Source organism: Streptomyces sp. NPDC056480, assembly GCF_042795405.1.
Taxonomy (GTDB): domain Bacteria; phylum Actinomycetota; class Actinomycetes; order Streptomycetales; family Streptomycetaceae; genus Streptomyces.
Window position 1 is genome coordinate 11,125 of record NZ_JBHTSA010000082.1, and the last position, 26,439, is coordinate 37,563.

Here is a 26,439-nt window from a genome sequence, read left to right on the forward strand (position 1 = left end):
GAGAAAGCGCAGGCCAGAGGGCCCATTCCTGCCTCACCGGCTATCGGCGAAGTCGCCCGAGCGTCAAAGAGAGCCGGGCCCGCGCTTCTGCTAGTGCCGCATCAGACAACGTTCGCGTTCGCCCCACCGAGTATCCCGAGCAGTCGTTCGTCGGCGGCATGCTCGTTCGGCCAGGCGAGCGGCCACCACGCTCGGAATCACGCGGTCCTCCGGCAGGGTGAAGCGGACCTGCGAAGAGATGGGGGCCCACCACCTTGAGGGCGGCTGCCCAATACCACGCACGCGAGGGCCACCTCAAAAAGACGTGCCCCGCAGCCACAGGGAGCAGGCCGACGGCGAAACCGTGCGGCCCGGGGCCTGGATCAGCCAGCAGCGAGTCAAGGCCGGGAAGCTGTCGCTTCAGCAGGCGAGGAGCTGTCCGCCTTGAACATGTGCTGGTCGTAGACGAACGGCCGCGGGCACGCTACGCGGGCGGACTGGCGGCTGAGTGATCTCTGCAAATCTCGCTGTGGCAACGGCCCGTAGGCGGCGGCCGCCTCGCGGGCGATGCTCAGGCTGCGAACCCCCGCGCCGCGCAAGGTCGCCGTCGCCGGGCGGCTGCCGGAATGAGCCTTGCCGACCGCGCCGATCCGGGACGGCCGTGCGGCTCTCGCAACCGCTGCCCTAGGGTGATCGTTTGACTACTGAGAAAGGTGCATCGCCTCGTGAATTCAGTCCGCAAGTCCAGCAGTTCAGCCTTGATCGCCGCCCTCGCGATGGTCTTCGCTGTTGGCTGCACCCAGCAGCCCGAGCACGTCGATTCCGCCCCTCCAGCCCCGACCGGCAAGCAGACGTTACCGGCCCGCGCCGTCTACGATCCCCCGGCGAAGTTCGACACCCAGGCTGGCGTCCTCATGCCCTGGGAAGCTTCATCCGGGCTGCTGAGCGTCGGCGGAACCTGGCTGGGTGACAGCAAGATCCCGGTGGCGCTCCACAAGGACAAGGCCTACGTGGCGACCCTCGACCGTCTGCTGGCCTTCAACACGACCACCGGTTCGCTCACAGCCACCATCACTCCCACGGCTGATGCGCTGAGTGTGCTCAGCCGGGACGACCGCAACCACGCCGCTCCTCCGGTCGTCACCCCAGGAGCCGATCCGCTGGTCCTCGCGCCGTTCTTCGTACGGCGGCCCGGAGTCGGAACCCAGGCCGCCACCAACTTCATCGAGTTCACTGCCACCAACCCGTCCAGCGACAAGGTCGACTGGAGACTGCCCCTGACCCTGCCGTCCTGGACAAAGGACGGCAGCCCGCGCACCGTCTCGGTCGTCGGAGCCTCGGAGAAGGTCGCCATCGTGACGGTCAGCACGGGTGCGTCCTCACTGTTCTCCGCTGCTACCACCTACGGCATCGACCTCACCGCACGCCGTGTCCTGTGGACCAAGGACCGGTTCGAGGCGACTGCCGTAACCGGGAACAACGTGGCAGGCGAGCTGGAAACATCCGACGGGACCTACGAATCCGCACGCGGTTACGACCTGCTCACTGGCACCGAGCGCTGGCGCGGAGAGGACCGTCTCAACCTCGACGTGAAGCCCGCCGGACCGTACCTCCTCCTCGTCCAGGCACAGAACAAGGACGACTACCGCGTACATATCCAGCAGTTCCTCGATCCCGCGACCGGCACGGTGAAGCACGAGGCCCCGGAGGACATCGCCGGCTCCCGCTGTGACCATGATGGGCAGAACACTGTTGTCTGCTCCTGGAACCAGGGAAACCTATACAAGGTCTGGGCCTTCAACGACCGCACCACCTCTCTGCTGTGGCAGCTGCCAGACCAGACTGCCAACCGCATCGCTCCGCGGGTAACAGCCGTCTGGAACGGACGGGTCTACGGCAAGACGGACAACGGCCCCCTCGCTCTGGACTCACGGACCGGAGCGGACCTGCCCACCCGCCCAGGCATCGCCCCCTTCCTCGTCAACGGGTACACCGGACTCGCCCTGTCCCCGGAAGATGACCTGACCGCGTACCCGGCCGCTGGGTAACCGGGATGCTGCCCGATCGACGCCCCGGCTGAGGGTGGCCACCGCCGCACAGAGCCGGGCATCGGATGAGAGCTGCCGGCAATGCCGTACGCCGTGTCCGCCGCTCCGCCTTTGCTGAAGTTCGCTGGCGGGTACCCTAATCGGGGACCCGCAGGCCTGTCCGGTCTACGCAACCTGGGGTTGGGAGTGCGCTAGAGCCGCCCTTCTACGTCCTCGGAAAACCTCGCCCATGGGTGCGTTGCCGCTGGCAGGATGAGACGCCATGGCAAACGTCTTGATCAAGGATCTACTGGAAATCTCGAAGGGCTTCTCCGAGAAGCTTGAGGAGTGGCCCCACATCCCGTGTCCCACGTGTGTGCGAGGCGTCCTGCTCCCGGTCGCCGACTCCTTCGTGGATGAAGAGACGGTCACCAGTAGGTCCCTCCGCAGCCACGAGGGGTGGGACCCCGATTGGATTCAGGGCGACTTCCTCTGCATCCTCACCTGCCCGAACGGAGCCTGTGACCGTGTGCGCGTCGTCGGGGACAGCAGGGTCCGATACACAGGCGACTGGGAGGGGGAGCAATACGAGGCTCACTTGACCCCCACCATGTTCTTTCCCGCGCTGCCGCTGATCCAGAGCCGCCGCCTCTGCCCCAAGGAGGTCGGCAAACGGGTGGATATCGCGGCAAAGATCCTTTGGCTCGATCCCAACTCTGCTGCGAACCGGATCCGGTCGGCGGTCGAGGCCCTCATGGACGAGCACGGAATCATCCGCTACAAGCCCGACCGCAGAGGAAAGCCCTCCCGAATCAGCCTCGACGAACGAATCTCTACGTTCAAAACAGCGCTGCCTCAGCACGCGGAAGCCGCTGGCATGCTCCTGGCCGTGAAGTGGATCGGGAACGTAGGAAGCCACGAGGGCGTTCTCCGCATCCCTGACGTCCTGGAGGGAGTCGAGTTCCTGGACCATGCCCTGTCCCAGATCTACGACACCAACCACGATGACATCAAGAAGAGGGCAGCCGACGTAACTTCACGGCGCGGACGACCCAGCAGCTCATAGCGACCGTGAGCGCGGGCCAGTGCGGACGCCGAGCGCGTCCGCGCTCGGCGTCCCGGGTGCGGGCCCCTTGCGGCTCGCGCGTTCACCTTCAGCGACCGACCCGGCCCTGGAGGACCGCCCGGCCGCTGCCGGGCGCGGCCCGCGGCCTACCGCACGTCGCGCGCCCCACCACCCCTCTGTCGCTCGGTGGAGCGCTGCGGCACGGTTCACCCCGGGTGCCATCTGGCTCGCGCTCTCACTGCACCCGACAGCATCGCGAGACTCGGGTGTGAAGGCGGCGGGCAGGCCTCGGGATCGTCAGCGCGCCAGTTTGAGGCGTGCAGTCTCTGCGGCATGGGAGGCTGCTTCGATCAGCCCGAGTTCGCCGGCGAGCGTTCCCACGAAGGCATTGACCGCCTCGATCGCGCGGCCCTCCATGGTGTCGGGCTCTGCGAAGTACGGCGCGAACTCTCTGGCGCCGATGGTCGCCATGGCGGGCCGACGGGCCTGATAGTCGGCCCACATCGGTCTGTAGATGGCGCGCACTCGGTCGAGCTCGGTTTCGTCGATCTCCTCGTGCCGGAGGCGGCGGATTGTCTGCTCCTGGGCCTTCCACATCGCAATGTGGTGCTGGACGGAGACCGGCCCGAAGGGTCCGGGAAGGGCTCGTTCGATCCGCGGCGTGCCTGGCTGGACGGGCCAGGGCGAGTGCAACTCCGTGAGGACCGCGGTTAGCCTGTCTATGTCGATCCGGCCGGTCCGCTCGCCTTCCTCGAGGACGAGCTGAGCAGCGCGCCGTTGCTTGGGAGTGGCCGAGGGGTGGGCGAGCTGCTCGACGATGGCGCGGACGTTCTCCCTGCGCCGAACGGCGGTCGTCTGACCGGTGGCGCGCGCGTGGGTACGCAAGGCTCGGCGCGCCTGCGGGGTGGGCACGATCGTGTCGTCGATCAGCCACAGGTACAGCACGACGCGGATCAGGGAGCGTTGCGGGATGCGCCCCAACGGGGAACGCTCTCGAGCTTCGAGAAGTCTGGTGAACAACTCGCGTTGCTCGGGCGGGAAGACTCGCGGATCGCTGCCGTGCGTGCTGGTCTTGCGCGGCTCGGGGTTGGCGAGCATGCCGTCCTCGACCCAGGAGGTCACCATCCTGGGACTGGCTTTCACGCCCAGCGCGAGCCCGTCAGCAACCAGATCGGCCGAGGTCCCCTCAACCCACGTGGTGGCCTGATTCCCGTTCATGGCGCCGAACTTACATCGAGATTCGAGCCCCGGAAGCTGCGTTCAACCCACGTCAGCCATAAGGCTTAGGGCCAGCAGAAACTGCGCCCCGCACCGTATCCCTGGCAGGAACACCCGGTGCGGGGGCAGCCGACTCATCCCCTGAACGGAGACCGTCATGTCCCACCGTACGCACCGTCCCGCCCCGAAGCGCCGACGCGCCCGCCACCGTCTTGTCCAGGACCTTGGGCAGGCGGCGTTCTACGCCGCTTCCGCCACGTTGGCCGGCGGGCTGGTCCGCGAGCTGCTCCACCTGGTCCACATGTCCGTCTTCTCGTGCTGACCTGAAGACCAGGGAGATGCCGCGTCCGAGTCTGCCGGGCGCGGCATCTCAGCGGCCCCCTAGCTTGACTCTGGCGGTGATCTTGGAGGCGAGGTCAGGCACCGAGGGTTCACCAGGACTTCGAGCCCGTTGGCGAGGGCGGCGATCGGCTGCTTGAGCTGGCCGGCCCCCTCGCCACCGTCCACCGCATCACAGGTCCCCGTACCGGTCGGCTGGCCGGAGCCCGGCAGTACCGCACCTGGCACTGCTACCTTCGCGGCCGGCTCGACACGTACACGACTGCCGCACCCGACCTCGCGCCCGCCGCGGCAGCCCTACGCCGCCAACTCGACACCACAGACCTGGACATCGAGCCCAGACTGCTCCACCACGACCTACAGCCGGGCCACCTCGTCAGGCCCGCGGCCGGCGGGTCGCTGCTGCTGGACTGGGAACTCGCAGCCTTCGGCGACCCGCTGTCCGACCTCGCCCGCCTCACCGTCCGTCTCGACCTGACCGACCCCGCCGAAGCGCTTCAGGTCGCCCACCAGCCCACTCCGAACGCCGTCCGCAGAGTCCAGATGTACTGGCGCATTCATCAGCTCTCCGACGCAGCCCTCAGCACCGATCCGGTCGTACGGCAACGCGGTCGGGCTCGCCTGGGGCGAGAGCTGTATCCACTCCTTCCCTCGTAAACCACGGTCTGTCGCAGGCCCATCGCTGTCACCGCCGCTATAAGCAGGCAAACACCTCCGCCCTGGCCACATGGAACAGGGCGGGAAGTCGTTCATGCGGCAACGATCAAGGGAGTGTCCAGGCGCTCCCAGGCACCGAGGACCGCCTTGTGCGCGTCCGGTTGCAGGTGTGCGTAGCGTTGTGTGGTCTGGAAGCTCTCGTGGCCGAGGAGGTGCTCGCCCGCCAGTGCATCCAGCGCCGGGGCCGCCCGGAAGACGTTTCCGCGGCCGTCTCGTTCCTTGCCACCGACGACGCCGGCTTCATCACCGGCCAGACCTTGCGTGTCGACGGAGGGTGGATCCTCGGCTGACATCTGGCTATGCGCCACGGCGCCTACGAAGGCCACCGCCCTGGCTACCATGCCCCGCACGAGGCCACCCTCACACAGGACGGCCGCAACCAGGTACGGCCGCTCCCTGCCCCTCCCCGAGGGCATCACCGCGATCGTCACCAGCCCCATCCCCCGTGCCCGCCAGCCCCCCTCGTCTCCCACCTCACGGGCCTGCCCATCGTCGCCACCTCCGGCCTCCTCGCCGAATGGCTCGCGCCCAGCATCGTCCTCGGCCGCACCGCCGAGACCTACCCGTCGGCCTACCGCGCCTGGCGAGCCCGGCGCCTCGCCAACCCGTCCCTACGCTGCGAAGACGGCGAAAGCCTCACCGACCTCCAACTGCGGTCCTACGTTCCGTCGGCCGATCAGAGCGACGGGAAGCAACGTCACACAGGCGGCAGCCGCTTGGCGGTCGCCGGTCAGTAGTCGAACGCGTCGAGGTGCCGGCGCAGCAGGTCGCCGATGTCTTCGCGGCCCCCTTCGACTGGCAGCGGCAAGGGGGCGTCCTCGCCGTTCGCCATGGCGAGGCTGCTGGCGAAGCGCACGAGGTTGGGCGCGGGGGCGAAGGAGTCGCGCAGCCAGACGGCGAAGGCGCCGGCTTCGTCCGCCGTCACGTCGGTGAGGGTGATGTAGGCGTAGTCGGGCTCGGTGATGGCCGCGGTACCGTCCAGCCACACGTCCGGCGCCAGCTCGATCTCGAAGTCCAGCACCGTCATCTCATGGACGCCGGACCGCCGGTGCCCGATGGTGGGGTCGGGGAACGCCTCTCGCAGCGCCCGCTCCAGGGAGTCCAGCGTGGCGTGCCAGGCTCCGCCGTTCCCCTCGGGGGGATAGAAGGCGAAGTTCGCCCGGATGTTTCGTTCCGTGGCCATGGTCTTCCTTGTTCTCAGGGGACGTACCGCGTCGAGCCGGGCGTGCCCGTCATCGCCATCATGGACTGCCAGTAGACGGCGTTGTCCCTGCCGTTCGTCACGATCTCCAAGCCCCTGATCTCGTTGTTCGCGGGGTTGGCCATGGCCTGCTTGTAGCGCACGAGTTCCTTCTCGTCACCCGCGTACATGGAGTCGACGACCGGGTCCCATGAGATCTTCCCCTGGTTGTTGATCTTGACCGGCTTCGCCAGTGTCTCCTCGACCCGGTCCAGTGTGCGGAAGCTCTTCTTCGTGCAGTCCGGGTCGCGTACGTGCTTCGCTTCGACGAGGTGGCCGTCGAGGGGGCGTATGCCGTCCACCATGAGCCCGCGCTTGCTCCCGAGCAACGGCACTTCCCGCTCGGGGTAGCCGGCCACGCGGAGCTGGTAGGCGTTGTCCGGGGCCGCCGGGTCGGAGGGTGTGCGTCCACGCGCGGAACTGCTGCTGCTCTGCCGCGGTGAGCAGACGGGTCGTCCCCGGGACCGGAGGAATCGGGTCGGCGAAGGAGATGCCCGGATCGACAGGATTGATCATCGGAGCCAGCGCCGGGGCCTGCCCGGTATGCGTCGCGAGGACAATCGGGATGGGTACGGGCATGGGCGCGGGGATAAGAGGTGGCAGGAACGGGACTCCGGGGACGGCGGGCGCCGTCGGCGGATCGGCGGCAGGGAGCTTGATGCGCGCGGCGGACGAGTCCAGTGCGTGGCCGACGGAGCCGAGGTCCCGGATCCAGGAGTCCCCGAGCACGCCATCGAGCAGACCGCCGTCGTATCCGTTGCCCCCGAACATCGGCTGGTCCCAGGGCATGTCGACCGCGAAGAGATCCAACTTGCGCTCGGCGATCTTTCCCTTGGCAGCCTCCACGTGCTCGGCGTACCGGTCACACGCCTTGGCTATCTGCGCGCAGGCGGCGACGAGGTTCGTCACCAGCGGCTCGCCTTCCTCCGCCTTCGCCGGCGGGCAGGTGAGACCGACGCTGTGCTTGACGTACGTCTGGAAGGCGTCGGCGGCCTCGCCGGAGTGTGCCTTGCTCGCGGTGAGGGCGTACGCCTGCGCGTCCTCCAGGAAGCGTTGCATGAGCACCCCGGCGTGACGCCAGGAGCCGGCGACGTCCCGGACCTTCTCCGGCGAGCCACGGAAGCGGTCACTGCCGCCGCTGGGGGCGTACTGCTCGTACCAGGCGGTCTCCCCCACCACCTCGGGGAGCTCCTGGCCCAGCCCGAGGTAGTTCTCGGTGCAGTCGGCACCGGGGTCGCCCATTCCCGCCGTGAGGTCGGCCTGTCGCCCAAGGAAGGCCGAGACCTGCCGGCTCTCCTCGGCCATGAACTCGCGGGCGTTGCGCATCAGCCCTTTGCTCGTCTCGCCAAGGACGTACGAGCTGAAGCCCATCTTGTCGAGCGTCGCGGCGGCTGCCGAGACATACACCTTGGCAAAGGCTCGCCCGGCTTCGTCGTCCCCTGCCATCCCGTGTTGGCGCGCCAGTTCGTGGCCGACGGCGATGGCCGTGTCACGCGCTCCCCGCATCGTGTCGAGAAGCCCCATGGACCCGCGGATCATTCCCTCCGCAATGAACCTGACGTCCGGAGCAAGACCGGCCACCGTCGCACCCCCTTGCAGACGTGAATCGTCAACCTATCTCAGGCGGATGCCATCGTCTGGACGGTGTCAGCTGCTCGGCTCATTGCTGTCGGCGAACAGGCGGAAACCGAGCAGTGGCACCGCATCCGGGTCGACGTCGTCGAGGGCGGGTCGGCCTTCCAGAAGGAAGCCGAAGAAGGCGCGCAGGGCTTCGTTGCCCAGTTCCAGAGGGTGGAAGGGCAGCGCGTACGGCTCCTCGTCCCACTCCGGGTCGAACTCCACTGGACGGTCACCCGTCCAGTAGGGCGTCTCGAAGGGGAGCGGGTCGCCGATGCCACCGTCCTTGCAAACCGGACTACTCATCCCGGGCAGTCCGCCGACATCTTCGTCTCCGGGGCATCCAGGCCGTCATCCCGCAGCCCTCTGACCAGATCGGACACCGCCTCCGGCCCTAGCCCCTGCTTGCCTGTAGCCCCGAAAGGACCTGACCCTCCATCAGAACGAGCGTCATCTCAGCGTCAAGATATCGCCCGTAGCGCCCACACGGCACCTACCGCGCACCCGCACAACCCCAGCTCAGGCGTCCTTCTTCACCGGCTCCAGGATCGCCACGCACTCCACGTGGTGCGTCATCGGGAACAGGTCGAACGCACGCAGCGTCCGGACCTTGTAGCCGCGGTCCGCGAAGTACGCCAGGTCTCGGGCCAGGGCTGCCGGGTCACAGGCCACGTAGGCGATGCGGCGGGCGCCGAGGCCTGCCAGGTGGTGGACCGTCTGCTTGCCGGCGCCGGCGCGCGGGGGGTCCAGGACGATGAGGTCGACCTCCGTGATGCCCGTGCGCGGGAGGACCGACTCGACCTTGCCCTGTTCGATGCGGACGCGCGGGAAGGCGGCCAGGTTGTGGCGGGCGTCCTCGACGGCGCGCTTGCCGGACTCGATGCCGAGGACCGCGCCCTGGTCGCCGACGCGGTCGGCGATGGCGCCCGCGAAGAGGCCGACGCCGCAGTAGAGGTCGAGGGCCGTCTCGCCCTTGCGGGGGGTGAGGCCCTGCATGACGGCGAGCATGAGGGTCTGCGCGGCCTTCGGGTGGACCTGCCAGAAGCCGCCGTTGCCGACGCGGTAGGTGCGGTCGTCGGCGCGCTCGCGGACGAAGGCGCGGCCGTGGACGCGGTGGACTCCGCCGTCCTTCTCGTCGACGCGGAGGACGGAGACCGGCTTGTCCAGCTCGACCAGGGGGAGGCGGCCGCCGGGCTTCGGGGTGAGGATGACCTGGCGGTCGTTCGAGCCGGAGGCGGCGATGGCCTCGACCGAGGCCATGTTCGGCCAGTCCTGCTTCTCGACGCCCAGTTCCGAGACGCCCGGCGCCGCGATCATGCAGTGGTCGATGACCTCGACCTCGTGCGAGCGGTGCTTGCGCAGGCCGGCGTTGCCGTCCGCGTCGATCGCGTACTGGACGCGGGTCCGCCACTGCGGGACCTCGCCCTGCGGCAGCTTGTCGCCCTCGGCCGGCATGACCGTGCCGTCCCAGCCGGCCTCCTCGGGGGTCAGGCCGGCGAGCCGCAGGAGCTGCTCGGCGATGACCTCGCCCTTGAGGCGGCGCTGGGCGCCGGGCTTGGCGTGCTGCCAGTCGCAGCCGCCGCACTTGCCCGGGCCCGCGAAGGGGCAGGGGGCCTCGACGCGGTCCTTGGAGGGGTCGAGGATCGTGACCGCGTCCGCGCGCAGGAAGCGGGAGGTCTCCTCGCCCTCGGTGACCCGGGCGACGACCCGCTCGCCGGGCAGCGCGTGGCGGACGAAGAGGACGCGGCCCGCCTCGGTGCGGGCGATGCAGTGGCCGCCGTGCGCGACCGGACCGACCTCGACCTCGTACTCTTCCCCGACCAACGACGAAACAGGGGTGTTCTGCATGGCGGGGAAGCTCCAAGGGGACGCGATGGTGGGCTGCCGTTTGGACGGCAGCCCACCAGTCTAGTTGTTCTTTTTGAGATGTTCTCTGCAGCCTGTGCTTCCCGGCGGGCCCGGGCCGCCGGGCGGGGCCCGGCGGCCCTAGTGGTTCTTCGCCGCCGGTTCCTTGTGGCCCTTCTCCACCGGGCCGCGGCGGACCGAGCCGGGCGCGTTCCACTCCTGGCGCTTCCTGGCCCGCTTCTTCGCGGCCTCGGAGGACTGGAGCTGGTACGGGACGGAGGTCACCATGACGCCGGGGGTGAAGAGCAGCCTGCCCTTGAGGCGGAGCGCGGACTGGTTGTGGAGCAGGTGCTCGTACCAGTGGCCGACGACGTACTCCGGGATGTAGACGGAGACGGCGTCGCGGGGGCTCTCGCGGCGGATGCCCTTGACGTACTCGATCACCGGGCGGGTGATCTCGCGGTACGGCGAGTCGAGGATCTTGAGCGGGACGTTGATGCCGCGCCGCTCCCACTCCTCCCTGAGCGCCTTCGTCTCGACCGGGTCGACGTTGACGGTCAGCGCCTCGAGCTCGTTCGCGTGCATGAGCTTGGCGTAGGCCAGGGCGCGGAGGGTGGGCTTGTGGAGCTTGGAGACGAGGACGATGGAGCGGACCCGGGAGGGGCGCACGTACTCGTCGGGGCGTTCCTCGGCGGCGGCGATCTCGGCCGCGACCGAGTCGTAGTGCCGGCGGATCGCGGACATCGTCCCGTAGAAGATCACCATGCCGAGCAGGGCGACCCAGGCGCCGTGGGTGAACTTGGTGGCCAGGACGACGACGAGGACGAGGCCGGTGAAGAAGGCGCCGAAGGCGTTGATCGCGCGGGAGCGGATCATGTGGCGGCGCTTGGCGGGGTCCCGCTCCGTCGCCAGGTGCCGGTTCCAGTGCCGGACCATGCCGATCTGGCTGAGGGTGAAGGAGACGAAGACACCGACGATGTACAGCTGGATCAGCCGGGTCGAGTCGGCTCCGTAGACCCAGACGAGGAGGGCGGCGGCGCCGGCGAGGAGCACGATGCCGTTGGAGAAGGTGAGGCGGTCGCCGCGGGTGTGCAGCTGGCGCGGCAGGTAGCGGTCTTGGGCGAGGATCGAGCCGAGGAGCGGGAAGCCGTTGTACGCGGTGTTGGCGGCGAGGAAGAGGACGAGCGCGGTGGCCGCGGCGAGGAGCACGAAGAAGAACGTTCCGTCGCCGAAGACGGCGGCCGCGACCTGGGAGATCACCGGGTCCTGGACGTAGCTCGCGCCGACCGGGACGCCGTTGACCAGGAGGTCCTCTGCGGGCTTCTCGGCCATCCGGACGTCGGTGGCCATGGCCAGGAAGATGATGCCGCAGAACATGGTGACGGCCAGGCCGCCCATGAGGGCGAGCGTGGTCGCGGCGTTCTTCGACTTGGGCTTGCGGAAGGCGGGGACGCCGTTGGAGATGGCCTCGACACCGGTGAGCGCGGCACAGCCGGAGGAGAACGCGCGCAGCAGCAGGAAGACGAGCGCGAAGCCGGCCAGGCCCTGGTGCTCCGGCTTGATCTCGAAGTCGGCGGTGGGCGCCTTCATGGTCTCGTCGAGGACGATCCCCTTGTACGCGCCCCAGGCGATCATGATGAAGACGCCGGCGACGAAGACGTACGTCGGGATCGCGAAGAGCGAGCCCGACTCCTTCACTCCGCGCAGGTTCATCACGGTGAGCAGCACGATCACGCCGACCGCGCAGGCCACCTTGTGCTCGACGACGAAGGGGATCGCCGAGCCGAGGTTCTCGATGCCCGAGGAGATCGACACGGCGACGGTCAGGACGTAGTCGACGAGCAGGGCGCTCGCGACGGTCAGTCCGGCCTTCGGCCCGAGGTTGGTGTTGGCGACCTCGTAGTCGCCGCCGCCGCTCGGGTACGCGTGGACGTTCTGCCGGTACGAGGCGACGACCGTGAACATCAGGACGACCACGGCGAGCGCGATCCACGGGCTGAAGTGGTAGGCCGACAGACCGGCCACGGACAGAACGAGCAGCACCTCGCCCGGTGCGTACGCCACCGAGGACAGCGGGTCGGAGGCGAAGACGGGGAGCGCGATCCGCTTGGAGAGCAGAGTCTCTCCGAGCTTGTCGCTGCGCAGGGCCCGCCCGATCAGGATCCGTTTGGGAAGGTCGGTCAGTTTGGACACGGAGAGGATCGTAAGCGTTCGAAAACAGCCACGCGCACCGGCACCCCCGATCGGCACCGAATCTCCCTGAGTACCACCTCGGATGCGGTCCCGGCCAGCGTTGCCGCTTAAGCTCGGACCGGGTGACCCGGCAGGGTGTTGCCCGCCGCGACCCGGGCGCATCGGGTGAGGAAAGTTGTGAGCAGGGTGTTTTCGCAGGTCAGTAAGACGATCAGGAGTGCGGGGTAAGGGGACGTGCACATCGTCATCATGGGCTGCGGGCGAGTGGGAGCCGCTCTCGCGCAGACCCTGGAGCAGCAGGGGCACACCGTCGCGGTCGTGGACCAGGACCCGACGGCCTTCCGTCGTCTGGGGTCGGGTTTCGGCGGTCGGCGCGTCACGGGCGTGGGCTTCGACCAGGACACGCTGCGTGAGGCCGGCATCGAGGACGCGGGGGCCTTCGCCGCGGTGAGCAGCGGCGACAACTCGAACATCATCGCGGCGCGGGTCGCCCGCGAGATGTTCGGCATCGAGAACGTGGCGGCGCGGATCTACGACCCGCGGCGCGCCGAGGTCTACCAGCGCCTCGGCATCCCGACGGTCGCGACGGTCCGCTGGACCGCCGACCAGATGCTGCGGCGGCTGCTGCCCTCGGGCGCGGAGCCGCTGTGGCGGGACCCGAGCGGTGGCGTGCAGCTCGCGGAGGTGCACACCTCCCCGGCCTGGATCGGCCACAAGGTGAGCCGGCTCCAGGAGGAGACCGGCGTGCGCGTCGCCTTCCTCACCCGGCTGGGCGAAGCGATTCTGCCCACCTCGCAGACGGTGCTCCAGGAAGGTGATCTGGTGCACGTGATGATGCGTACGGACGAGATCGCGAAGGTCGAGGAGGCCTTCGCCGAGGGTCCCGAGGAGGGCGGTCACTGATGCGTGTCGCTATTGCGGGCGCGGGTGCGGTGGGCCGTTCCATCGCGGGCGAGCTCCTGGAGAACGGCCACGAGGTCCTGCTCATCGACAAGGCGCCGACCGCCATCTCGGTGGAGCGGGTGCCGCAGGCGGAGTGGCTGCTCGCCGACGCCTGTGAGATCACCTCGCTCGACGAGGCGGCGCTCCAGCGCTGCAACGTGGTGATCGCGGCGACCGGCGACGACAAGGTGAACCTGGTCGTCTCGCTGCTCGCCAAGACCGAGTACGGCGTGCCGCGGGTCGTCGCCCGGGTGAACAACCCGAAGAACGAGTGGCTGTTCAACGAGGCCTGGGGCGTGGACGTGGCCGTCTCGACCCCGCGCCTCATGTCGGCCCTGGTGGAGGAGGCGGTGAGCGTCGGCGACCTGGTCCGGCTGCTGCGCTTCAGCCACGGCGACGCGAACCTGGTCGAGCTGACGCTGCCGCCGGAGTCGGCGGTCGCCGGCACCGCGGTCGGGGACGTGGCCTGGCCGCAGGACACCTCGCTCGTGACGATCATCCGCGGTTCGCGGGTGCTCACGCCGAGCCCCGAGGAGACCCTGGAGGCCGGCGACGAGCTGCTGTTCGTGGCCGCGCAGGCCCGCGAGGAGCAGCTGGAGGACCTGCTGCAGGTCCGCCGCGAGCCGACGGAGTCCTGAAGCACCGGGTGTACGCGAGGGCCTGAGGCGCTGTGCCGGAGCCTGAGCGCCGGTCGTACGAGGGCTGGAGCGCCGGTCGTACGAGGGCTGGAGCACCGGCTGTACGGGGAAGGGCCCGGACCTGTTCGTCAGGTCCGGGCCCTTCCTCGTGCCGCCTCAGGCCTCCGGGTGGGTCTGCGCCGCGGCGGCCGCCTTGCGCTCCTTCTCGGCGAGCTCCTCGGCCTCCATCTCGGCGAAGACGTCGATCGGCGGCGGAGCCTTCGCGAGGAACACCCAGGTGAGGTAGACCGCGAGCAGGAACGGCGGGATCTTCAGCGCGACGAGCACCCAGCCGAACTTGGTCGTGTCGGCCCACCAGTACATCGGGAAGAGGATCGCGCACTTGCCGAGCAGGATCAGGCCCCAGGCCCAGCTCGCCTTCGTGTACGCCTTCTTCCGGCCCGGGTTACGGGTCCGCCAGGAGAGGTTCTCCTTGAAGACCGGGCCCAGGATCAGGCCGATCAGCGGGACCCCGGCGATCGCGGTGACGATGTACGCGAGGGCGAGGCCCAGGGTGTACAGCATGCCCGGCAGGTAGAAGTCCTTGGCGTTGCCCGTCATCATCGCGAAGACGACACCGAAGGCGACGCCGAAGACGCCGCTGAACGCGTGCTTGACGGTGTCCCGCCGGATGAGCCGGACGGCGACCAGGACCAGGGACACCGCGAGAGCGGCGATCGCCGAGATCTGCAGGTTCTTGTTGATCGTGAAGATCGTGACGAACAGCAGGCCCGGCACGACCGTCTCGACCATGCCCCGCAGGCCGCCGAAGGCCTCGAACAGCGCGGCCTCGGTGACCTCCTTCGATGCCTGGGCGTCCTGGTCGCTGGTGGTCGGCTTGTCGAGGGACGTCACCGGCTACTCCTGTCCGAGCGGTCGGAGCTCGTATTTGGGGTTGAAGAGGACCCGCCGGCCGTGGCTCATGGAGATCCGGCCGGAGGCGATCAGCTTGCGGCCCGGCTCGATGCCCACGATGGAGCGCCGGCCGAGCCACACGACGTCGAGCGGTGCCGTGCCGTCGAAGAGTTCGGCCTCCAGCGCGGGCACACCGGCCCGGGGACGCAGCGTGACCGTGCGCAAGGTACCAGTCACCTTGACTATCTGGCGGTCGGAGCAGTCGCAGATACGCGTGCACCCCGACGCCTCGGCGTCCTCCTGGAGCTCCTCCGACTCCAGGTCCTCCGGCGAGGAGGAGAGCCGGTCGAGCATCCGGCGGAACCTACCGGCCGGCTTCTCTGTACGCGGTGCAGCACTCATACAGAAAGCGTACCGGCCACCGCCGTCCCCGGGACCTGCCCCAGTAGGGGCGCTGGTTCAGCGTTCGAAGCGGTAGCCCATGCCCGGTTCGGTGACGAAGTGCCGCGGGTGCGAGGGGTCGCTCTCCAGCTTGCGACGGAGCTGCGCCATGTACACCCGGAGGTAGTTGGTCTCCGTGCCGTACGAGGGTCCCCAGACCTCCTGGAGCAGCTGCTTCTGGCTGACCAGGCGGCCGCTGTTGCGGACCAGGACCTCGAGCAGGTGCCACTCGGTGGGGGTGAGCCGGACGTCCCGGCCGTCGCGGTGGACCTTCTTCGCCGCGAGGTCGACGGTGAAGCCCTCGGTCTCGACGACCACGACCCCGTCCTCGGCGCCGCCGACGGGCTCGGCGCGGCGCACGGCGGCGCGCAGCCGGGCGAGCAGCTCGTCCATGCCGAAGGGCTTGGTGACGTAGTCGTCGGCACCGGCGTCGAGTGCCTCGACCTTCTCGTCGGAGGTCTGCCGGGCCGAGAGGACCAGGATCGGCACCCGGGTCCAGCCGCGCAGGCCCTTGATGACCTCGACGCCGTCCATGTCGGGCAGGCCGAGGTCGAGGACGACGACGTCGGGGTGGCGTTCGGCGGCGAGCCGGAGGGCGGTGGCACCGTCGGGCGCGGCGTCGACCTCGTACTTCCGCGCCTTGAGGTTGATCACCAGGGCGCGGACGATCTGAGGCTCGTCGTCGACCACGAGAACCCGGGTCATGGAGGGGGACCTTCCTTCTTCGGTCGCCCGTGCGGGCGGCAGCAAGACAGTACGGGAGCGGAGGGGGCGGCGCGCGGAGTACGGGAACGGACGGGGCGCGCCTCGGGACGGGGCGGTGGTGCTGCGGGACGGAGCCGGAGGCGCGCTCCGGCGCTCCGGCGCTCCGGGGCGGCCGGGTCAGGTCACGGCGTGCGCCGGGAGGTCGGGGGTCTGCGCCGGCGATCCGCCCCGTGCGGCCCTGAGGGTGAGCACCATCGTCAGGCCGCCGCCCGGGGTGTCCTCGGCGCCGAGCGTCCCGCCCATGGCCTCGACGAAGCCGCGGGCGACCGCGAGGCCCAGGCCGACGCCGGAGCCTCGTGGGGCGTCGCCGAAGCGCTGGAAGGGCTCGAAGATGCCGTCCTTGGCCTCGTCGGGGACGCCGGGGCCGCGGTCGACGACCCGGAGTTCGACGCGGTCGCCGAGGGTGCTGGCGGCGACGGCCACGGGCACGCCCTCGGGGCTGTACTTGACGGCGTTCTCGACGATGTTGGCGACGGCCCGCTCCAGGAGGCCCTTGTCGACCTCGACCATGGGCAGCGTCTCGGGGATGTCGAGCTCGGCACTGCCGTCGGGCACTCCCCCGAGGGCCATCGGGACGACCTCGTCGAGGTCGACGGTGCGGATCAGCGGGGTGACGGTGCCGGTCTGGAGGCGGGACATGTCGAGGAGGTTGCCGACGAGGTGGTCGAGGCGGTCGGCGCCGGCCTCGATGCCCTCCAGGAGTTCGGCGCGGTCCTGCTCGGACCATTCGACGTCGTCGGAGCGGAGGGAGGAGACGGAGGCCTTGATGCCGGCGAGCGGGGTCCGCAGGTCGTGGCTGACGGCGGCGAGCAGGGAGGTGCGGATCTTGTTGCCCTCGGCCTGCTTGCGGGCCTCCTCGGCCTCGCCCACGAGCCGCTGGCGGTCGAGGACGACGGCGGCCTGGGCGGCGAAGGCGCCGAGGACGCGCCGGTCCTCGGCGGGCAGCACGCGGCCGGACAGGGCGAGGGCCAGATGGTCGCCGACCGGCATGTCCACGTCCGCGTCCTCGGGCCGGGCCGCCGGGTGGGGGCCGACGCTCGCGGCCCGGGTCCAGGGCTCGACGTCGTCCGCCCGCTCCAGGAGGGCGACGGACTCCATGGAGAAGGTCTCGCGGACCCGTTCGAGGAGGGCGTCGAGGCTGGTCTCGCCCCGCAGGACGCTGCCGGCGAGGTAGGAGAGCACCTCGGACTCGGCGCGCAGCCGGGCGGCCTGGTGGGTGCGGCGGGCGGCCAGGTCGACCACGGAGGCGACCGCCATGGCGACCCCGAGGAAGACGGCGATCGCCACGATGTTCTTGGGGTCGGCGATGGTGAGCCGGTGGAGCGGCGGGGTGAAGAACCAGTTGAGCAGGAGGGAGCCGACCGCGGCGGAGGCGAGCGCCGGCAGGAACCCGCCGAGCAGGGCCGCCGCGACGGTGAGGGCGAGGAAGAGCAGCATGTCGTTGGCGAGACCGAGGTCGGCGTCGACATGGGTGAGGAGCAGGGCGAGGAGGACGGGGCCGGCGACGCCGACCGCCCAGCCGCCGATGATCCGGGAGCGGCCGAGGCGGGCCCCGCGGGCGACCGGGAGACCGCGCCCCTTGGCGACCTCGCCGTGGGTGACGATGTGGACGTCGAGGTCGGGCCCGGATTCACGGGCCACGGTCTGGCCGACGCCGGGGCCGAGCATGTACTGCCAGGTGCGGCGGCGGCTTGAGCCGAGGACGATCTGGGTGGCGTTGACCCCGCGGGCGAACTCCAGGAGCGCGGAGGGGATGTCGTCGCCGATGACATGGTGAAACGTTCCACCCAGGTCCTCGACCAGGGTGCGCTGGACGGCCAGCTCCTTGGGCGAGGCGGCGGTGAGGCCGTCGCTGCGGGCGATGTAGACGGCGAGGACCTCGCCTCCCGCGCCCTTCTCGGCCAGCCGGGTGGCGCGCCGGATGAGGGTGCGGCCCTCGGGGCCGCCGGTCAGACCGACGACGATGCGCTCGCGGGCCTGCCAGGTGGAGCGGATGTTGTGCTCGCCCCGGTACTGCTGGAGGTACTCGTCGACCCGGTCGGCCGTCCAGAGCAGGGCCAGCTCGCGCAGGGCGGTGAGGTTCCCGGGGCGGAAGTAGTTGGAGAGGGCCGCGTCGACCTTGTCCGAGGTGTAGACGTTGCCGTGGGCCATCCGGCGGCGCAGGGCCTCCGGGGACATGTCGACCAGCTCGATCTGGTCGGCCCGGCGCACCACCTCGTCGGGGACGGTCTCCCGCTGCCGTACGCCGGTGATCGCCTCGACCACGTCGCCCAGCGACTCCAGGTGCTGGATGTTGACGGTCGATATGACGTCGATGCCGGCCGCGAGCAGCTCGGCGACGTCCTGCCACCGCTTGGGGTTGCGGGAGCCGGGCACGTTCGTGTGGGCGAGCTCGTCGACGAGCGCGACGGCGGGCCGCCGCTCCAGGACGGCGTCGATGTCCATCTCGGTGAAGGTGCTCCCCCGGTACTCCAGGGTGCGGCGCGGCACCTGCTCCAGGCCGTGCAGCATGACCTCGGTGCGCGGCCGTCCGTGGTGCTCCACGAAGGCCACGACGCAGTCAGTGCCGCGCTCCACCCGCCGGTGCCCCTCGGAGAGCATCGCGTAGGTCTTGCCGACGCCCGGCGCAGCGCCGAGGTATATCCGAAGCTTGCCGCGTCCCATGGGACGACCATACGTCCAGCCAATCGGACATTCCGTACGCGGAGAGTGGGCCGGAGCGGTCTTGACGTGTTTCTGATGTCGGGACCGCGCCGGCCTCCGCGGTGGGGACCGGCCGTGCCGCGTCAGTGCTCGACGATCTCGCCGTCGCCGAGTTCGAGGACCCGGTCGGCCAGGCCCAGGAGCTGCGGGTCGTGGGTGGCGACCAGGGCCGTACAGCCCTCGCTGCGCACCACCGCGCGCAGCAGCTGCATGACGGCGAGGCCGGTCTCCTGGTCCAGCTGGCCCGTCGGCTCGTCGGCGATGAGCAGCGCCGGCTTGTTGGCGAGGGCGCGGGCGATGGCGACGCGCTGCTGCTGCCCGCCGGAGAGCTCGCCGGGCCGCTGGTTCGCGTGGTCGGCGAGGCCCACCAGGCCGAGGAGCAGCGCCACCCGCTCCTCGCGCTCCTTCGGGTCGGCCTTGCGCAGCCGCAGGGGTACGCCCACGTTCTCGGCGGCGGAGAGGATCGGGAGCAGTCCGAAGGACTGGAAGATGAAGCCGATCCGGTCGCGGCGCAGCTCCAGGAGCCCGTTCTCACCGAGGGTGGCGAGGTCGACGCCGTCGATGACGATCGAGCCGCCGTCCGCGCTGTCGAGGCCGCCGACCAGGTTGAGCAGCGTCGTCTTGCCGGAGCCGGAGCGGCCCTTGAGGGCGACGAGCTCGCCGCGCGGGATGTCGAAGGAGACCCCGCGCAGGGCGTGCACGGCCGCTTCCCCGGTGCCGTACGAACGGTGCAGGTTCTCCACGCGGACCATCGGCCGGCCGGCCGGGTCCTCGGCGACGGCCGTCGCGGACCGCGTGCTGCTCTCACTCACCCTGTGCTCCCCCTCCTCGAACATGTGCCCGCCAGTATGGTCCGCGGCCGGGGCCCAGGGCCAGAGCCCACGGGAGGAACCTGTGGAAAACGACCGATGGGCCGCTTCCCGTACGTGTCGTACGGAAAGCGGCCCATCGGCCCATGCGGATGCGCGGCGGGCCCGGAGGCCCACCGGTGACCGGTCGCCCTCACCGGTCCGAGCGCGGACTAGCGGATCTCGGAGATCTCCGGACCGCGCTGGAGCTGGCCCATGCCGCCGGAGAAGCGGGAGTTCTCCTGCTCCTCCTGCTGCACGCCGTCCGGCACCATCTGCGCGTCGTTCGGCAGCTTGAGGACGATCGGGTCGCGCGGGGCCATCGGGCCGTCGCCGCGGACGACCACGGTGTCCCGGACGATCTGCTCCAGGAGACCGGCCGCCTCGGGCTGGACCGCGCCCTGCCCGGAGATCACTCCGCGCAGGAACCAGCGGGGTCCGTCGACACCCACGAAGCGGACCAGCTGCACCCCGCGGTTGCCGTCCGGCAGCTGCACGGGGACCTGCGCGCGCAGCTCCCAGCCGAGCGGGCCCTCGACCTCGTCGATGACCCCGCCCTGCTGGACGATGCCCGTGGCGATCTCGTCGCGGACCTCGCCCCAGATGCCCTCGTTCTTGGGGGCGGCGAAGGCCTGCAGCTGCACGGCGCTGTCACGCAGGACGACGGTGGCCGCGACGATCGCGTCGCCCGCCACCTCCACCCGCAGCTCCATGCCCTCGACCCCGGGGACGAAGACGCCACCCAGGTCGACACGGCCGTCCTCGGGCTTGCCGACCTCGGAGATGTCCCAGGGTCCGTCGGGCCGGGGCGCCGGCGGAAGGTTCACACGGCGCGGGGCCGCGTCGTCCGCGTCCTCGCCGTCCACCGCGTCGACGACCTGCTCGGCCTCGCCCGCCGCGTCCTCTGCGGCACCGCTCTTCTTGCGACGTCCGAACACGTCACTGTCCTTCCCGGTCGGATACGACCGAAGCGTATCGATTCCCACCCGTTGTGCCGTCCACGGCGGCATGACCGCCGGTGGACCCGAAGCCCCCCTCGGCCCGCGCCGAGCCGGGAAGCTCCGCCACCTCGTGGAAGCGCACCTTCTCGACCTGTTGGACGACAAGTTGGGCGATCCGGTCGAATCGTTCGAACCGCACGGTCTCGCGCGGGTCGAGATTGACCACGATCACCTTGATCTCTCCACGGTACCCGGCATCCACCGTCCCCGGGGCATTCACGAGTGCCACTCCGCAGCGGGCGGCGAGTCCGGAGCGCGGGTGCACGAAGGCCGCGTACCCGTCCGGGAGCGCGATGGAGATCCCGGTGGGCAGCACGGCGCGCTCCCCGGGGGCCAGCACGGCGGCCTCGGTGGTGACCAGGTCCGCCCCGGCGTCACCGGGGTGGCCGTAGGCCGGGATCGGCACGTCCGGGTCCACGCGCCGGATCAGTACGTCGACAGGGTTGCTCATCAGGGGTTCACCTCGAAGGCGCGGGCGCGCCGGACCTGGTCGGGGTCGGACATGGCGGCCTGGATCTCCTCCGGGCGGCCGTTGTCGATGAAGTGCTCGACCTTGACCTCTATGAAGAGTGCCTCGGCGCGGACGGCGACGGGGCCCTCGGGCCCGCCGATCCGGCCGACGGCGGTGGAGAAGATCTTACGGCCGCGCACGGCGGTGACCGCGGCCTCCAGGTGGAGCACGGTGCCCACCGGGACGGGCCGGACGAAGTCGGTCTCGAGCCGTCCGGTCACGGCGATGACCCGCAGCAGCCAGTTCAGGGAGCCGAGGGTCTCGTCGAGCGCGGTCGCGAGCACGCCGCCGTGCGCGAGGCCGGGGGCGCCCTGGTGGTCGGGGGTCACCGTGAACTCTGCGGTGACGGTCACGCCCTCGCCCGCGCGCGCCTCCAGGTGGAGGCCGTGGGGCTGCCCGCCGCCGCACCCGAAGCAGTACTCGTAGTGCGAACCGAGCAGCTCGCCGGGGGCCGGCGCGTCGGGGTGGCGTACCGGCGGTATGGCGTCGGCCGGCGGGGTGAGGGCGGCAGATGTTCCAGTCACAGCCGCAGACCTTACCCGCGCGGATGGGCGCAGGTCGCGCCGTGCCAAGCTTGGACGCATGCAGCCTTCCGCATCGTCCCCCGCCCCCTCCCCCGCACCCCTCGCCGCGCCGCTCTTCGACGAGCGGCTGACGGCGCCCCGCTCCTGGTGGTTCATCGCGGGTCTGTTCGGTCTCTCGGGCGGTCTGATCATGGTCCCGCTGGGTACGGTCCCGATGCTGGGCGGTCTGATCGTGGTGGCGGTGCTCGCCGGTGCGGCGGTCTCCTCGTACGGCTCCGCCCGGATCCGGGTGGTGGCCGGTTCGCTCGTGGCGGGCGACGCGCGGATCCCGGTCTCGGCGCTGGGCGAGGCCGAGGCGCTGGACGCGGAGGAGGCCCGCGCGTGGCGCACGTACAAGGCCGACCCGCGCGCCTTCATGCTGATGCGGGGCTATGTGACCCGGGCGGTGCGGATCGAGGTGGCGGACCCGTCGGACCCGACGCCGTACGTGTACCTCTCCAGCCGTGAGCCGGAGGCGCTGGTGGCGGCCCTTGACGCCGTCCGCGCGGACGGCGGGGAGTGAGCGGGCCGGGGCAGGAGGCCGGCTAGAACCCGAGCTCCTTCGGGTTCTCCGGCTGTTCCAGCGGGGGCAGCTCCCGGAGGGAGTCCCAGGGGACCTGGCGGTTCCGGAGGTCCTTGCGGATGTGGCCCGCGAGTTTCTTGGTGTCGCGGCGGTTCATGACCGCGCCGACCGCCGCGCCGACCATGAAGGGCGTGAGGTTCGGCAGGTTGCGCACCATGCGCTTCATGATCTGCTGGCGCAGCTCGCGCTTGAGCTGTCCGCCGAGCGCCGCGTTGACGGTGGTGGGCTTGGTGGGGTCGATGCCCCGCTCCTCGGCCCAGGAGGTCAGATAGGCCGCCGAACGCTGGGTGAGCCGGCCGGGCGGCCGCAGCCCGTAGACCTCGTGCAGTTCGGCGATGAGTTTGAGTTCCACGGCGGCGACGCCGGTGATCTCCGCCGCGAGCTCCGCCGGCATGGCCGGGGGTACGGGGAGCATGGCGGCGGCACCGATGCCGGCGCCCACGGTCGAGCTCGCGTTCGCCGCACCCGCGACGAGCTTGTCGGCGAGCTCCTCGGGGCCGAGCCCGGGAAACTGCTTGCGCAGGGTCGCCAGATCGCGGACGGGGATCCGCGGGGCGAGGTCGATCAGCCGGTCGGCCAGATGTCCGATGCCGGCCTTGGCACCGTCTCCGCCGCGCTTCACGCCCTGGCGGACGCCCTGCGCGACGCCGCGCCGGACGGCGTCGATCCGGTCGGAGTCGATCTTCATCCTGTCGAGCTGGGCGCGTGCGGGATTGGCGAGCCGCTTGACGGCGCCGAAGCGCCCGTCCCGCTGTGTCTCGTCGTTCCGCGCTTCGTCCAGCGCGTCGCTCCGTCCCGCTTCCCGCTCCGCCGGCAGCCGCGCCGGGTCCGGCTCGGTGACGGCCTCGAGCGAGGCCGGGAGGCCTCGCTCGTCGTCACGTACGCCGAGGGAGGGCGGGGAGGCGGCGTGCTCGGCTTCAGGGGCCTCCTGGGCACCCTCTGCCGGGCCTGAGCCGCCCTTGTACGTCTTCGGGCTCCCAGGGAGCCGTAGACGCCGCTTCCGGGACGGTGTGTCGCCTGCCACGGTCAGCGATCTCAGTCGCAGTCGCGGCAGATGGGCTGGCCGTTCTTCTCCCTGGCCAGCTGGCTGCGGTGGTGCACGAGGAAGCAGCTCATGCAGGTGAACTCATCGGCCTGCTTGGGCAGGACCCGGACGGCCAGCTCCTCGTTCGAGAGGTCGGCGCCGGGAAGCTCCAGGCCTTCGGCGGCCTCGAACTCGTCGACGTCGACGGTCGAGGTCGACTTGTCGTTCCGGCGGGCCTTCAGTTCCTCAAGGCTGTCCGAATCGACGTCGTCGTCGGTCTTGCGTGGGGTGTCGTAATCCGTTGCCATGTCGCTCTCCCCCTCTGGGTGGTTGCGGTGTCTCCAGCGCACGTAACGCGTGAGAGGTCGGACTTGTGCCCGACCTGAGGCGGAGATTTTGCCTCACATCAAGGTCTGTTACTCAATCGACACCCGTTCCGTCCTCTCGCGAGTGATCGGCTTCGGGTGGCGAACCGGACCGTACACGGTCCTACGGGCGTCCCTTGCAGGCGCCACCCCGTGTACTTCCCGTCAATCCAGGCCCGGGAAACCCGGACTTTTCCGGGTTTTCGCGGGGATTTCTCCGTTACGGAGAGTGGATGTCCGGACACCCTCTCCTGTGATCGATCACACATGAGCGTCTCAGAATCGGGCCCACGGAATTCCGCGCAAAGCGAACGGAACCGGGTCGGCTCGTGCAGTGTGTCAGATCGGCAGAGTGACGCGCATCACGAGACCGCCGCCCTCGCGGGGCTCCGCGATGATACGGCCGCCGTGCGCACGGGCCACGGACCGCGCGATCGACAGGCCGAGGCCGACGCCCTTGTCACTGCCGGTCCGCTCCTGCCGGAGTCGCCGGAACGGCTCGAAAAGGTTGTCGATCTCGTACGCGGGGACCACGGGACCCGTGTTCGAGACGGTCAGGACCGCCTGACCGTGCTCGGTCCCGGTCGTCACCTCCACCCATCCTCCCTCCGCCACGTTGTACCGGACGGCGTTCTGGACCAGGTTCAGCGCGATCCGTTCGAGCAGGACGCCGTTGCCCTGGACGACGGCGGGCTCGCGCTCGCCCCGGATCTCGACGCCCTTGGCCGCCGCCTCGGCGTGGACCTGGTCGACGCCCCGCTCGGCGACCTCGGCGAGGTCGACGGGTTTGCGCTCGATGATCTGGTTGTCGCTCCGGGCGAGCAGCAGCAGACCCTCGACGAGCTGTTCGCTGCGCTCGTTGGTGGCGAGCAGCGTCTTGCCGAGCTGCTGGAGCTCCACCGGCGCGCCCGGGTCCGAGAGGTGCACCTCCAGGAGGGTGCGGTTGATCGCGAGCGGGGTCCGCAGCTCGTGCGAGGCGTTCGCGACGAACCGCTGCTGGGCGGTGAAGGCCCGCTCCAGGCGCTCCAGCATCTCGTCGAAGGTGTCGGCGAGCTCCTTGAGCTCGTCGTCGGGGCCGTCCAGCTCGATCCGCCGGGACAGATCGGAACCGGCCACCTGGCGGGCGGTCCGGGTGATCCGGCCGAGCGGCGAGAGCACCCGCCCCGCCATGGCGTAACCGAAGGCGAAGGCGATGATGCTCAGTCCGAGCAGGGCGAAGAGCGAGCGGCGCAGGAGGTCCTCGAGGGCCCGGTCGCTCTGGTACCGGAGGCAGACGGAGACCGCCTGGTTGAGCTGCTCCCCGGTGCCCTGCGCGGGCAGCTCGCACCAGGAGGTGGTCGGCTGGACCTGGCCCTGGACGACCTTGAAGGGCAGCTCCGAGACGCTGTGGGTGAGCGCCTGCGCGGTGAAGAGGTAGATGATCGAGAGCAGCAGGATGCCCGCGATCAGGAACATCCCGCCGTACAGCAGCGTGAGACGTATCCGGATGGTCGGGCGCAGCAGGGGCCGGACCGGGTCCCTGGGGTCCCAGGCCGGCTTCGGGGGTGCGTGGGGGTGGGGTACGGAGGTGGCGGGCATCGGGTTCAGATCCGGTACCCGGAGCCGGGGACGGTCACGATGACGGGCGGCTCGCCGAGTTTGCGGCGCAGGGTCATGACGGTGACGCGGACGACGTTGGTGAACGGGTCGGTGTTCTCGTCCCAGGCCTTCTCCAGGAGCTGCTCGGCCGAGACGACGGCGCCCTCGCTGCGCATGAGGACCTCCAGGACGGCGAACTCCTTCGGCGCGAGCTGGACCTCCTTGCCCTCGCGGAAGACCTCGCGGCGGTTCGGGTCGAGCTTGATGCCCGCGCGCTCCAGGACGGGCGGGAGCGGCACGCTGGTCCGCCGGCCGAGGGCGCGCACGCGCGCGGTGAGCTCGGTGAAGGCGAAGGGCTTGGGAAGGTAGTCGTCCGCGCCGAGCTCGAGGCCCTCGACCCGGTCGCTGACGTCGCCGGACGCGGTGAGCATCAGGACGCGGGTGGGCATGCCCAGCTCCACGATCTTGCGGCAGACGTCGTCGCCGTGGACGAGGGGGAGGTCGCGGTCGAGGACCACGACGTCGTAGTCGTTCACCCCGACGCGCTCCAGGGCCGCGGCGCCGTCGTACACGACGTCGACGGCCATGGCCTCCCGGCGCAGTCCGGTGGCCACCGCATCGGCGAGCAGCTGCTCGTCCTCGACGACGAGTACGCGCACGTCGTACATCCTTCCCGTTGGGCTGCGGTCCTGAAGGCGGACCGGCTGCGGTCCTGAGGCGGACCGGCTGAAAACCTGAGCACTGACTGTGCGTGTCCATCCTGCCCCGTACGCGCGTAAACCGGCTGTAAGACGGCGGTGCGGGGCCCTGGGCGGGGGGGACGGCGGACGGGGGCGCGTGGCGGGGCGCGTGGCCCGGATCGAAGAATTCACCGGATTCACGGGCCAGTTGAGGTTTCTCTGAGGAAGGGCCTGGGGAGGACGACTGCACACCCCGTGATCACGCCCTGTATGTGGCGCGCCACCTACCGCTCTCTGTCCCCCAGAGACCGCAGCGTGTGATCCACCCACCCTCGGCACACCCCCGTGCCACCGGACCCATGACGAGGGGGCGCACGATGGACGCTTTCACCGCAGGCCTGCTGCACCGCATCAGGACCACGCAGACGGACCTCACGCGGGCTCGTGAGACGGGCGACGACTACCTGGCGGAGGTGGAGCAGGCGGAGCTTGAGGACCTGCACCGGCTGGCCGCCGAGCACGGCGTGGAGGTAGCCGCGCAGGTCGTCTGACCCGACCGACCCGCTGCCCGACCCGACCCCGACCGACCCGCTGACCGGCCGTTCGACCCATCCGACCGTTCGACCCGATCCACGCGTGAGGGCCCCGGCGCCGTTCCCGGC

Annotated in this window: 26 protein-coding genes and 3 pseudogenes; 11 read left to right on the forward strand and 18 right to left on the reverse strand. The window is 70.2% G+C overall.

Annotated elements, in window-relative coordinates; translation table 11 throughout:
• The first annotated feature begins 704 nt into the window (after positions 1 to 704).
• Both ACFQ79_RS28725 and ACFQ79_RS28730 read left to right on the forward strand, forming a co-directional pair.
• Positions 705 to 2,027, forward strand: coding sequence for a hypothetical protein (locus ACFQ79_RS28725; RefSeq protein WP_383588934.1), 1,323 nt, complete (start codon positions 705 to 707; stop codon positions 2,025 to 2,027).
• Between the two features lie 262 nt (positions 2,028 to 2,289).
• Positions 2,290 to 3,072, forward strand: a complete 783-nt coding sequence (locus ACFQ79_RS28730) for a DUF4145 domain-containing protein (protein ID WP_383588936.1) — start codon at positions 2,290 to 2,292, stop codon at positions 3,070 to 3,072.
• A gap of 297 nt (positions 3,073 to 3,369) precedes the next feature.
• Here ACFQ79_RS28730 and ACFQ79_RS28735 read toward each other — a convergent pair whose 3' ends face one another.
• Complete coding sequence (locus tag ACFQ79_RS28735) at positions 3,370 to 4,290, reverse strand: hypothetical protein (RefSeq protein WP_383588938.1); 921 nt, start codon at positions 4,288 to 4,290, stop codon at positions 3,370 to 3,372.
• A gap of 157 nt (positions 4,291 to 4,447) precedes the next feature.
• Here ACFQ79_RS28735 and ACFQ79_RS28740 point away from each other — a divergent pair, with 157 nt between their 5' ends.
• The 3 genes and pseudogenes from ACFQ79_RS28740 to ACFQ79_RS28750 all read left to right on the forward strand — a co-directional run.
• Positions 4,448 to 4,612, forward strand: coding sequence for a hypothetical protein (locus ACFQ79_RS28740; protein ID WP_383588939.1), 165 nt, complete (start codon positions 4,448 to 4,450; stop codon positions 4,610 to 4,612).
• A gap of 143 nt (positions 4,613 to 4,755) precedes the next feature.
• A pseudogene (locus ACFQ79_RS28745) lies at positions 4,756 to 5,286 on the forward strand (phosphotransferase family protein); the annotation flags it as partial.
• Positions 5,287 to 5,501: 215 nt separating this feature from the next.
• Positions 5,502 to 5,636: pseudogene (locus ACFQ79_RS28750) on the forward strand (SDR family oxidoreductase); the annotation flags it as partial.
• A 440-nt stretch (positions 5,637 to 6,076) separates the two neighbouring features.
• Here ACFQ79_RS28750 and ACFQ79_RS28755 read toward each other — a convergent pair.
• Positions 6,077 to 6,529: a hypothetical protein gene (locus ACFQ79_RS28755; protein WP_383588941.1), complete on the reverse strand. Its 453-nt coding sequence runs from the start codon at positions 6,527 to 6,529 to the stop codon at positions 6,077 to 6,079.
• 14 nt (positions 6,530 to 6,543) lie between these two features.
• The gene (locus ACFQ79_RS28760; RefSeq protein ID WP_383588943.1) at positions 6,544 to 6,945 is read right to left on the reverse strand and encodes a restriction endonuclease fold toxin-2 domain-containing protein; all 402 of its coding nucleotides are present in this window, start codon (positions 6,943 to 6,945) and stop codon (positions 6,544 to 6,546) included.
• 325 nt (positions 6,946 to 7,270) lie between these two features.
• Here ACFQ79_RS28760 and ACFQ79_RS28765 point away from each other — a divergent pair, with 325 nt between their 5' ends.
• Complete coding sequence (locus ACFQ79_RS28765) at positions 7,271 to 8,191, forward strand: hypothetical protein (RefSeq protein ID WP_383588945.1); 921 nt, start codon at positions 7,271 to 7,273, stop codon at positions 8,189 to 8,191.
• Between the two features lie 42 nt (positions 8,192 to 8,233).
• On the opposite strand, the gene ACFQ79_RS28770 is transcribed toward ACFQ79_RS28765, so the two are convergent.
• Positions 8,234 to 8,509, reverse strand: coding sequence for a DUF6928 family protein (locus ACFQ79_RS28770; RefSeq protein ID WP_383588947.1), 276 nt, complete (start codon positions 8,507 to 8,509; stop codon positions 8,234 to 8,236).
• On the opposite strand from ACFQ79_RS28770, the pseudogene ACFQ79_RS28775 reads away from it, so the two are divergent.
• Positions 8,449 to 8,595, forward strand: a pseudogene (locus tag ACFQ79_RS28775) (IS5/IS1182 family transposase); the annotation flags it as partial. The gene ACFQ79_RS28770 and the pseudogene ACFQ79_RS28775 sit on opposite strands and share 61 nt — an antisense overlap.
• Before the next feature lie 127 nt (positions 8,596 to 8,722).
• Here ACFQ79_RS28775 and ACFQ79_RS28780 read toward each other — a convergent pair.
• Both ACFQ79_RS28780 and ACFQ79_RS28785 read right to left on the reverse strand, forming a co-directional pair.
• The gene (locus tag ACFQ79_RS28780) at positions 8,723 to 10,051 is read right to left on the reverse strand and encodes a class I SAM-dependent RNA methyltransferase (protein WP_383588949.1); all 1,329 of its coding nucleotides are present in this window, start codon (positions 10,049 to 10,051) and stop codon (positions 8,723 to 8,725) included.
• A gap of 138 nt (positions 10,052 to 10,189) precedes the next feature.
• Complete coding sequence (locus ACFQ79_RS28785; RefSeq protein ID WP_383588951.1) at positions 10,190 to 12,241, reverse strand: APC family permease; 2,052 nt, start codon at positions 12,239 to 12,241, stop codon at positions 10,190 to 10,192.
• A gap of 234 nt (positions 12,242 to 12,475) precedes the next feature.
• Here ACFQ79_RS28785 and ACFQ79_RS28790 point away from each other — a divergent pair, with 234 nt between their 5' ends.
• The gene (locus ACFQ79_RS28790) at positions 12,476 to 13,144 is read left to right on the forward strand and encodes a TrkA family potassium uptake protein (protein ID WP_030321520.1); all 669 of its coding nucleotides are present in this window, start codon (positions 12,476 to 12,478) and stop codon (positions 13,142 to 13,144) included.
• Positions 13,144 to 13,821 carry a TrkA family potassium uptake protein gene (locus ACFQ79_RS28795; protein WP_073906411.1) on the forward strand — a complete coding sequence of 226 codons (678 nt, stop codon included), beginning with the start codon at positions 13,144 to 13,146 and terminating at the stop codon, positions 13,819 to 13,821. The genes ACFQ79_RS28790 and ACFQ79_RS28795 overlap by 1 nt, the downstream gene beginning before the upstream one ends.
• A gap of 156 nt (positions 13,822 to 13,977) precedes the next feature.
• Here the strand turns inward: ACFQ79_RS28795 and ACFQ79_RS28800 are convergent, their stop codons facing one another.
• From ACFQ79_RS28800 to ACFQ79_RS28835, 8 genes are all read right to left on the reverse strand, one after another.
• Positions 13,978 to 14,715: a DUF3159 domain-containing protein gene (locus ACFQ79_RS28800; RefSeq protein ID WP_383588953.1), complete on the reverse strand. Its 738-nt coding sequence runs from the start codon at positions 14,713 to 14,715 to the stop codon at positions 13,978 to 13,980.
• 3 nt (positions 14,716 to 14,718) lie between these two features.
• Positions 14,719 to 15,117 (reverse strand): OB-fold nucleic acid binding domain-containing protein, encoded by a 399-nt coding sequence (locus tag ACFQ79_RS28805; RefSeq protein ID WP_073906407.1) that lies wholly within the window; start codon positions 15,115 to 15,117, stop codon positions 14,719 to 14,721.
• Between the two features lie 57 nt (positions 15,118 to 15,174).
• Positions 15,175 to 15,861: a response regulator gene (locus ACFQ79_RS28810; protein ID WP_229315636.1), complete on the reverse strand. Its 687-nt coding sequence runs from the start codon at positions 15,859 to 15,861 to the stop codon at positions 15,175 to 15,177.
• A 177-nt stretch (positions 15,862 to 16,038) separates the two neighbouring features.
• Positions 16,039 to 18,585 carry a DUF4118 domain-containing protein gene (locus ACFQ79_RS28815; protein WP_383588955.1) on the reverse strand — a complete coding sequence of 849 codons (2,547 nt, stop codon included), beginning with the start codon at positions 18,583 to 18,585 and terminating at the stop codon, positions 16,039 to 16,041.
• Between the two features lie 122 nt (positions 18,586 to 18,707).
• A complete protein-coding gene (locus ACFQ79_RS28820; RefSeq protein WP_383588967.1) occupies positions 18,708 to 19,376 on the reverse strand; it encodes an ABC transporter ATP-binding protein in 669 nt (222 codons plus the stop codon).
• A 269-nt stretch (positions 19,377 to 19,645) separates the two neighbouring features.
• Positions 19,646 to 20,410 carry a DUF3710 domain-containing protein gene (locus ACFQ79_RS28825; protein WP_229315634.1) on the reverse strand — a complete coding sequence of 255 codons (765 nt, stop codon included), beginning with the start codon at positions 20,408 to 20,410 and terminating at the stop codon, positions 19,646 to 19,648.
• A 1-nt stretch (position 20,411) separates the two neighbouring features.
• On the reverse strand, positions 20,412 to 20,924 hold the full coding sequence (gene dut, locus ACFQ79_RS28830) for a dUTP diphosphatase (protein ID WP_383588957.1): 513 nt from the start codon (positions 20,922 to 20,924) through the stop codon (positions 20,412 to 20,414).
• Complete coding sequence (locus ACFQ79_RS28835; RefSeq protein WP_383588958.1) at positions 20,924 to 21,508, reverse strand: PaaI family thioesterase; 585 nt, start codon at positions 21,506 to 21,508, stop codon at positions 20,924 to 20,926. The genes dut and ACFQ79_RS28835 overlap by 1 nt, the downstream gene beginning before the upstream one ends.
• A 58-nt stretch (positions 21,509 to 21,566) precedes the next feature.
• Here ACFQ79_RS28835 and ACFQ79_RS28840 point away from each other — a divergent pair, with 58 nt between their 5' ends.
• Positions 21,567 to 22,070 carry a DUF3093 domain-containing protein gene (locus ACFQ79_RS28840; RefSeq protein WP_383588960.1) on the forward strand — a complete coding sequence of 168 codons (504 nt, stop codon included), beginning with the start codon at positions 21,567 to 21,569 and terminating at the stop codon, positions 22,068 to 22,070.
• A gap of 22 nt (positions 22,071 to 22,092) precedes the next feature.
• Here ACFQ79_RS28840 and ACFQ79_RS28845 read toward each other — a convergent pair whose 3' ends face one another.
• From ACFQ79_RS28845 to ACFQ79_RS28860, 4 genes are all read right to left on the reverse strand, one after another.
• Positions 22,093 to 23,154, reverse strand: a complete 1,062-nt coding sequence (locus tag ACFQ79_RS28845; protein ID WP_383588962.1) for a hypothetical protein — start codon at positions 23,152 to 23,154, stop codon at positions 22,093 to 22,095.
• Between the two features lie 11 nt (positions 23,155 to 23,165).
• Entirely contained in the window at positions 23,166 to 23,462 is a 297-nt protein-coding gene (locus ACFQ79_RS28850) for a DUF4193 domain-containing protein (RefSeq protein WP_003955561.1), read from the reverse strand.
• Between the two features lie 396 nt (positions 23,463 to 23,858).
• Positions 23,859 to 25,097 carry a sensor histidine kinase gene (locus ACFQ79_RS28855; protein ID WP_383588964.1) on the reverse strand — a complete coding sequence of 413 codons (1,239 nt, stop codon included), beginning with the start codon at positions 25,095 to 25,097 and terminating at the stop codon, positions 23,859 to 23,861.
• Positions 25,098 to 25,102: 5 nt separating this feature from the next.
• Positions 25,103 to 25,756: a response regulator transcription factor gene (locus ACFQ79_RS28860; protein ID WP_030146958.1), complete on the reverse strand. Its 654-nt coding sequence runs from the start codon at positions 25,754 to 25,756 to the stop codon at positions 25,103 to 25,105.
• Between the two features lie 398 nt (positions 25,757 to 26,154).
• On the opposite strand from ACFQ79_RS28860, the gene ACFQ79_RS28865 reads away from it, so the two are divergent.
• Complete coding sequence (locus ACFQ79_RS28865; RefSeq protein ID WP_383588966.1) at positions 26,155 to 26,328, forward strand: hypothetical protein; 174 nt, start codon at positions 26,155 to 26,157, stop codon at positions 26,326 to 26,328.
• Positions 26,329 to 26,439: the final 111 nt, after the last annotated feature.

What these genes read in the sequence shown, in the direction of transcription:
- ACFQ79_RS28795 (WP_073906411.1), top strand. Translation starts at nt 13,144, where the DNA reads ATGCGTGTCGCTATTGCGGGCGCGGGTGCGGTGGGCCGTTCCATCGCG.
- dut (WP_383588957.1), bottom strand. Translation starts at nt 20,924, where the DNA reads ATGAGCAACCCTGTCGACGTACTGATCCGGCGCGTGGACCCGGACGTG.
- ACFQ79_RS28820 (WP_383588967.1), bottom strand. Translation starts at nt 19,376, where the DNA reads ATGGTCCGCGTGGAGAACCTGCACCGTTCGTACGGCACCGGGGAAGCG.
- ACFQ79_RS28815 (WP_383588955.1), bottom strand. Translation starts at nt 18,585, where the DNA reads ATGGGACGCGGCAAGCTTCGGATATACCTCGGCGCTGCGCCGGGCGTC.
- ACFQ79_RS28735 (WP_383588938.1), bottom strand. Translation starts at nt 4,290, where the DNA reads ATGAACGGGAATCAGGCCACCACGTGGGTTGAGGGGACCTCGGCCGAT.
- ACFQ79_RS28840 (WP_383588960.1), top strand. Translation starts at nt 21,567, where the DNA reads ATGCAGCCTTCCGCATCGTCCCCCGCCCCCTCCCCCGCACCCCTCGCC.
- ACFQ79_RS28805 (WP_073906407.1), bottom strand. Translation starts at nt 15,117, where the DNA reads ATGAGTGCTGCACCGCGTACAGAGAAGCCGGCCGGTAGGTTCCGCCGG.
- ACFQ79_RS28850 (WP_003955561.1), bottom strand. Translation starts at nt 23,462, where the DNA reads ATGGCAACGGATTACGACACCCCACGCAAGACCGACGACGACGTCGAT.
- ACFQ79_RS28755 (WP_383588941.1), bottom strand. Translation starts at nt 6,529, where the DNA reads ATGGCCACGGAACGAAACATCCGGGCGAACTTCGCCTTCTATCCCCCC.
- ACFQ79_RS28770 (WP_383588947.1), bottom strand. Translation starts at nt 8,509, where the DNA reads ATGAGTAGTCCGGTTTGCAAGGACGGTGGCATCGGCGACCCGCTCCCC.
- ACFQ79_RS28730 (WP_383588936.1), top strand. Translation starts at nt 2,290, where the DNA reads ATGGCAAACGTCTTGATCAAGGATCTACTGGAAATCTCGAAGGGCTTC.
- ACFQ79_RS28855 (WP_383588964.1), bottom strand. Translation starts at nt 25,097, where the DNA reads ATGCCCGCCACCTCCGTACCCCACCCCCACGCACCCCCGAAGCCGGCC.
- ACFQ79_RS28865 (WP_383588966.1), top strand. Translation starts at nt 26,155, where the DNA reads ATGGACGCTTTCACCGCAGGCCTGCTGCACCGCATCAGGACCACGCAG.
- ACFQ79_RS28780 (WP_383588949.1), bottom strand. Translation starts at nt 10,051, where the DNA reads ATGCAGAACACCCCTGTTTCGTCGTTGGTCGGGGAAGAGTACGAGGTC.
- ACFQ79_RS28740 (WP_383588939.1), top strand. Translation starts at nt 4,448, where the DNA reads ATGTCCCACCGTACGCACCGTCCCGCCCCGAAGCGCCGACGCGCCCGC.
- ACFQ79_RS28810 (WP_229315636.1), bottom strand. Translation starts at nt 15,861, where the DNA reads ATGACCCGGGTTCTCGTGGTCGACGACGAGCCTCAGATCGTCCGCGCC.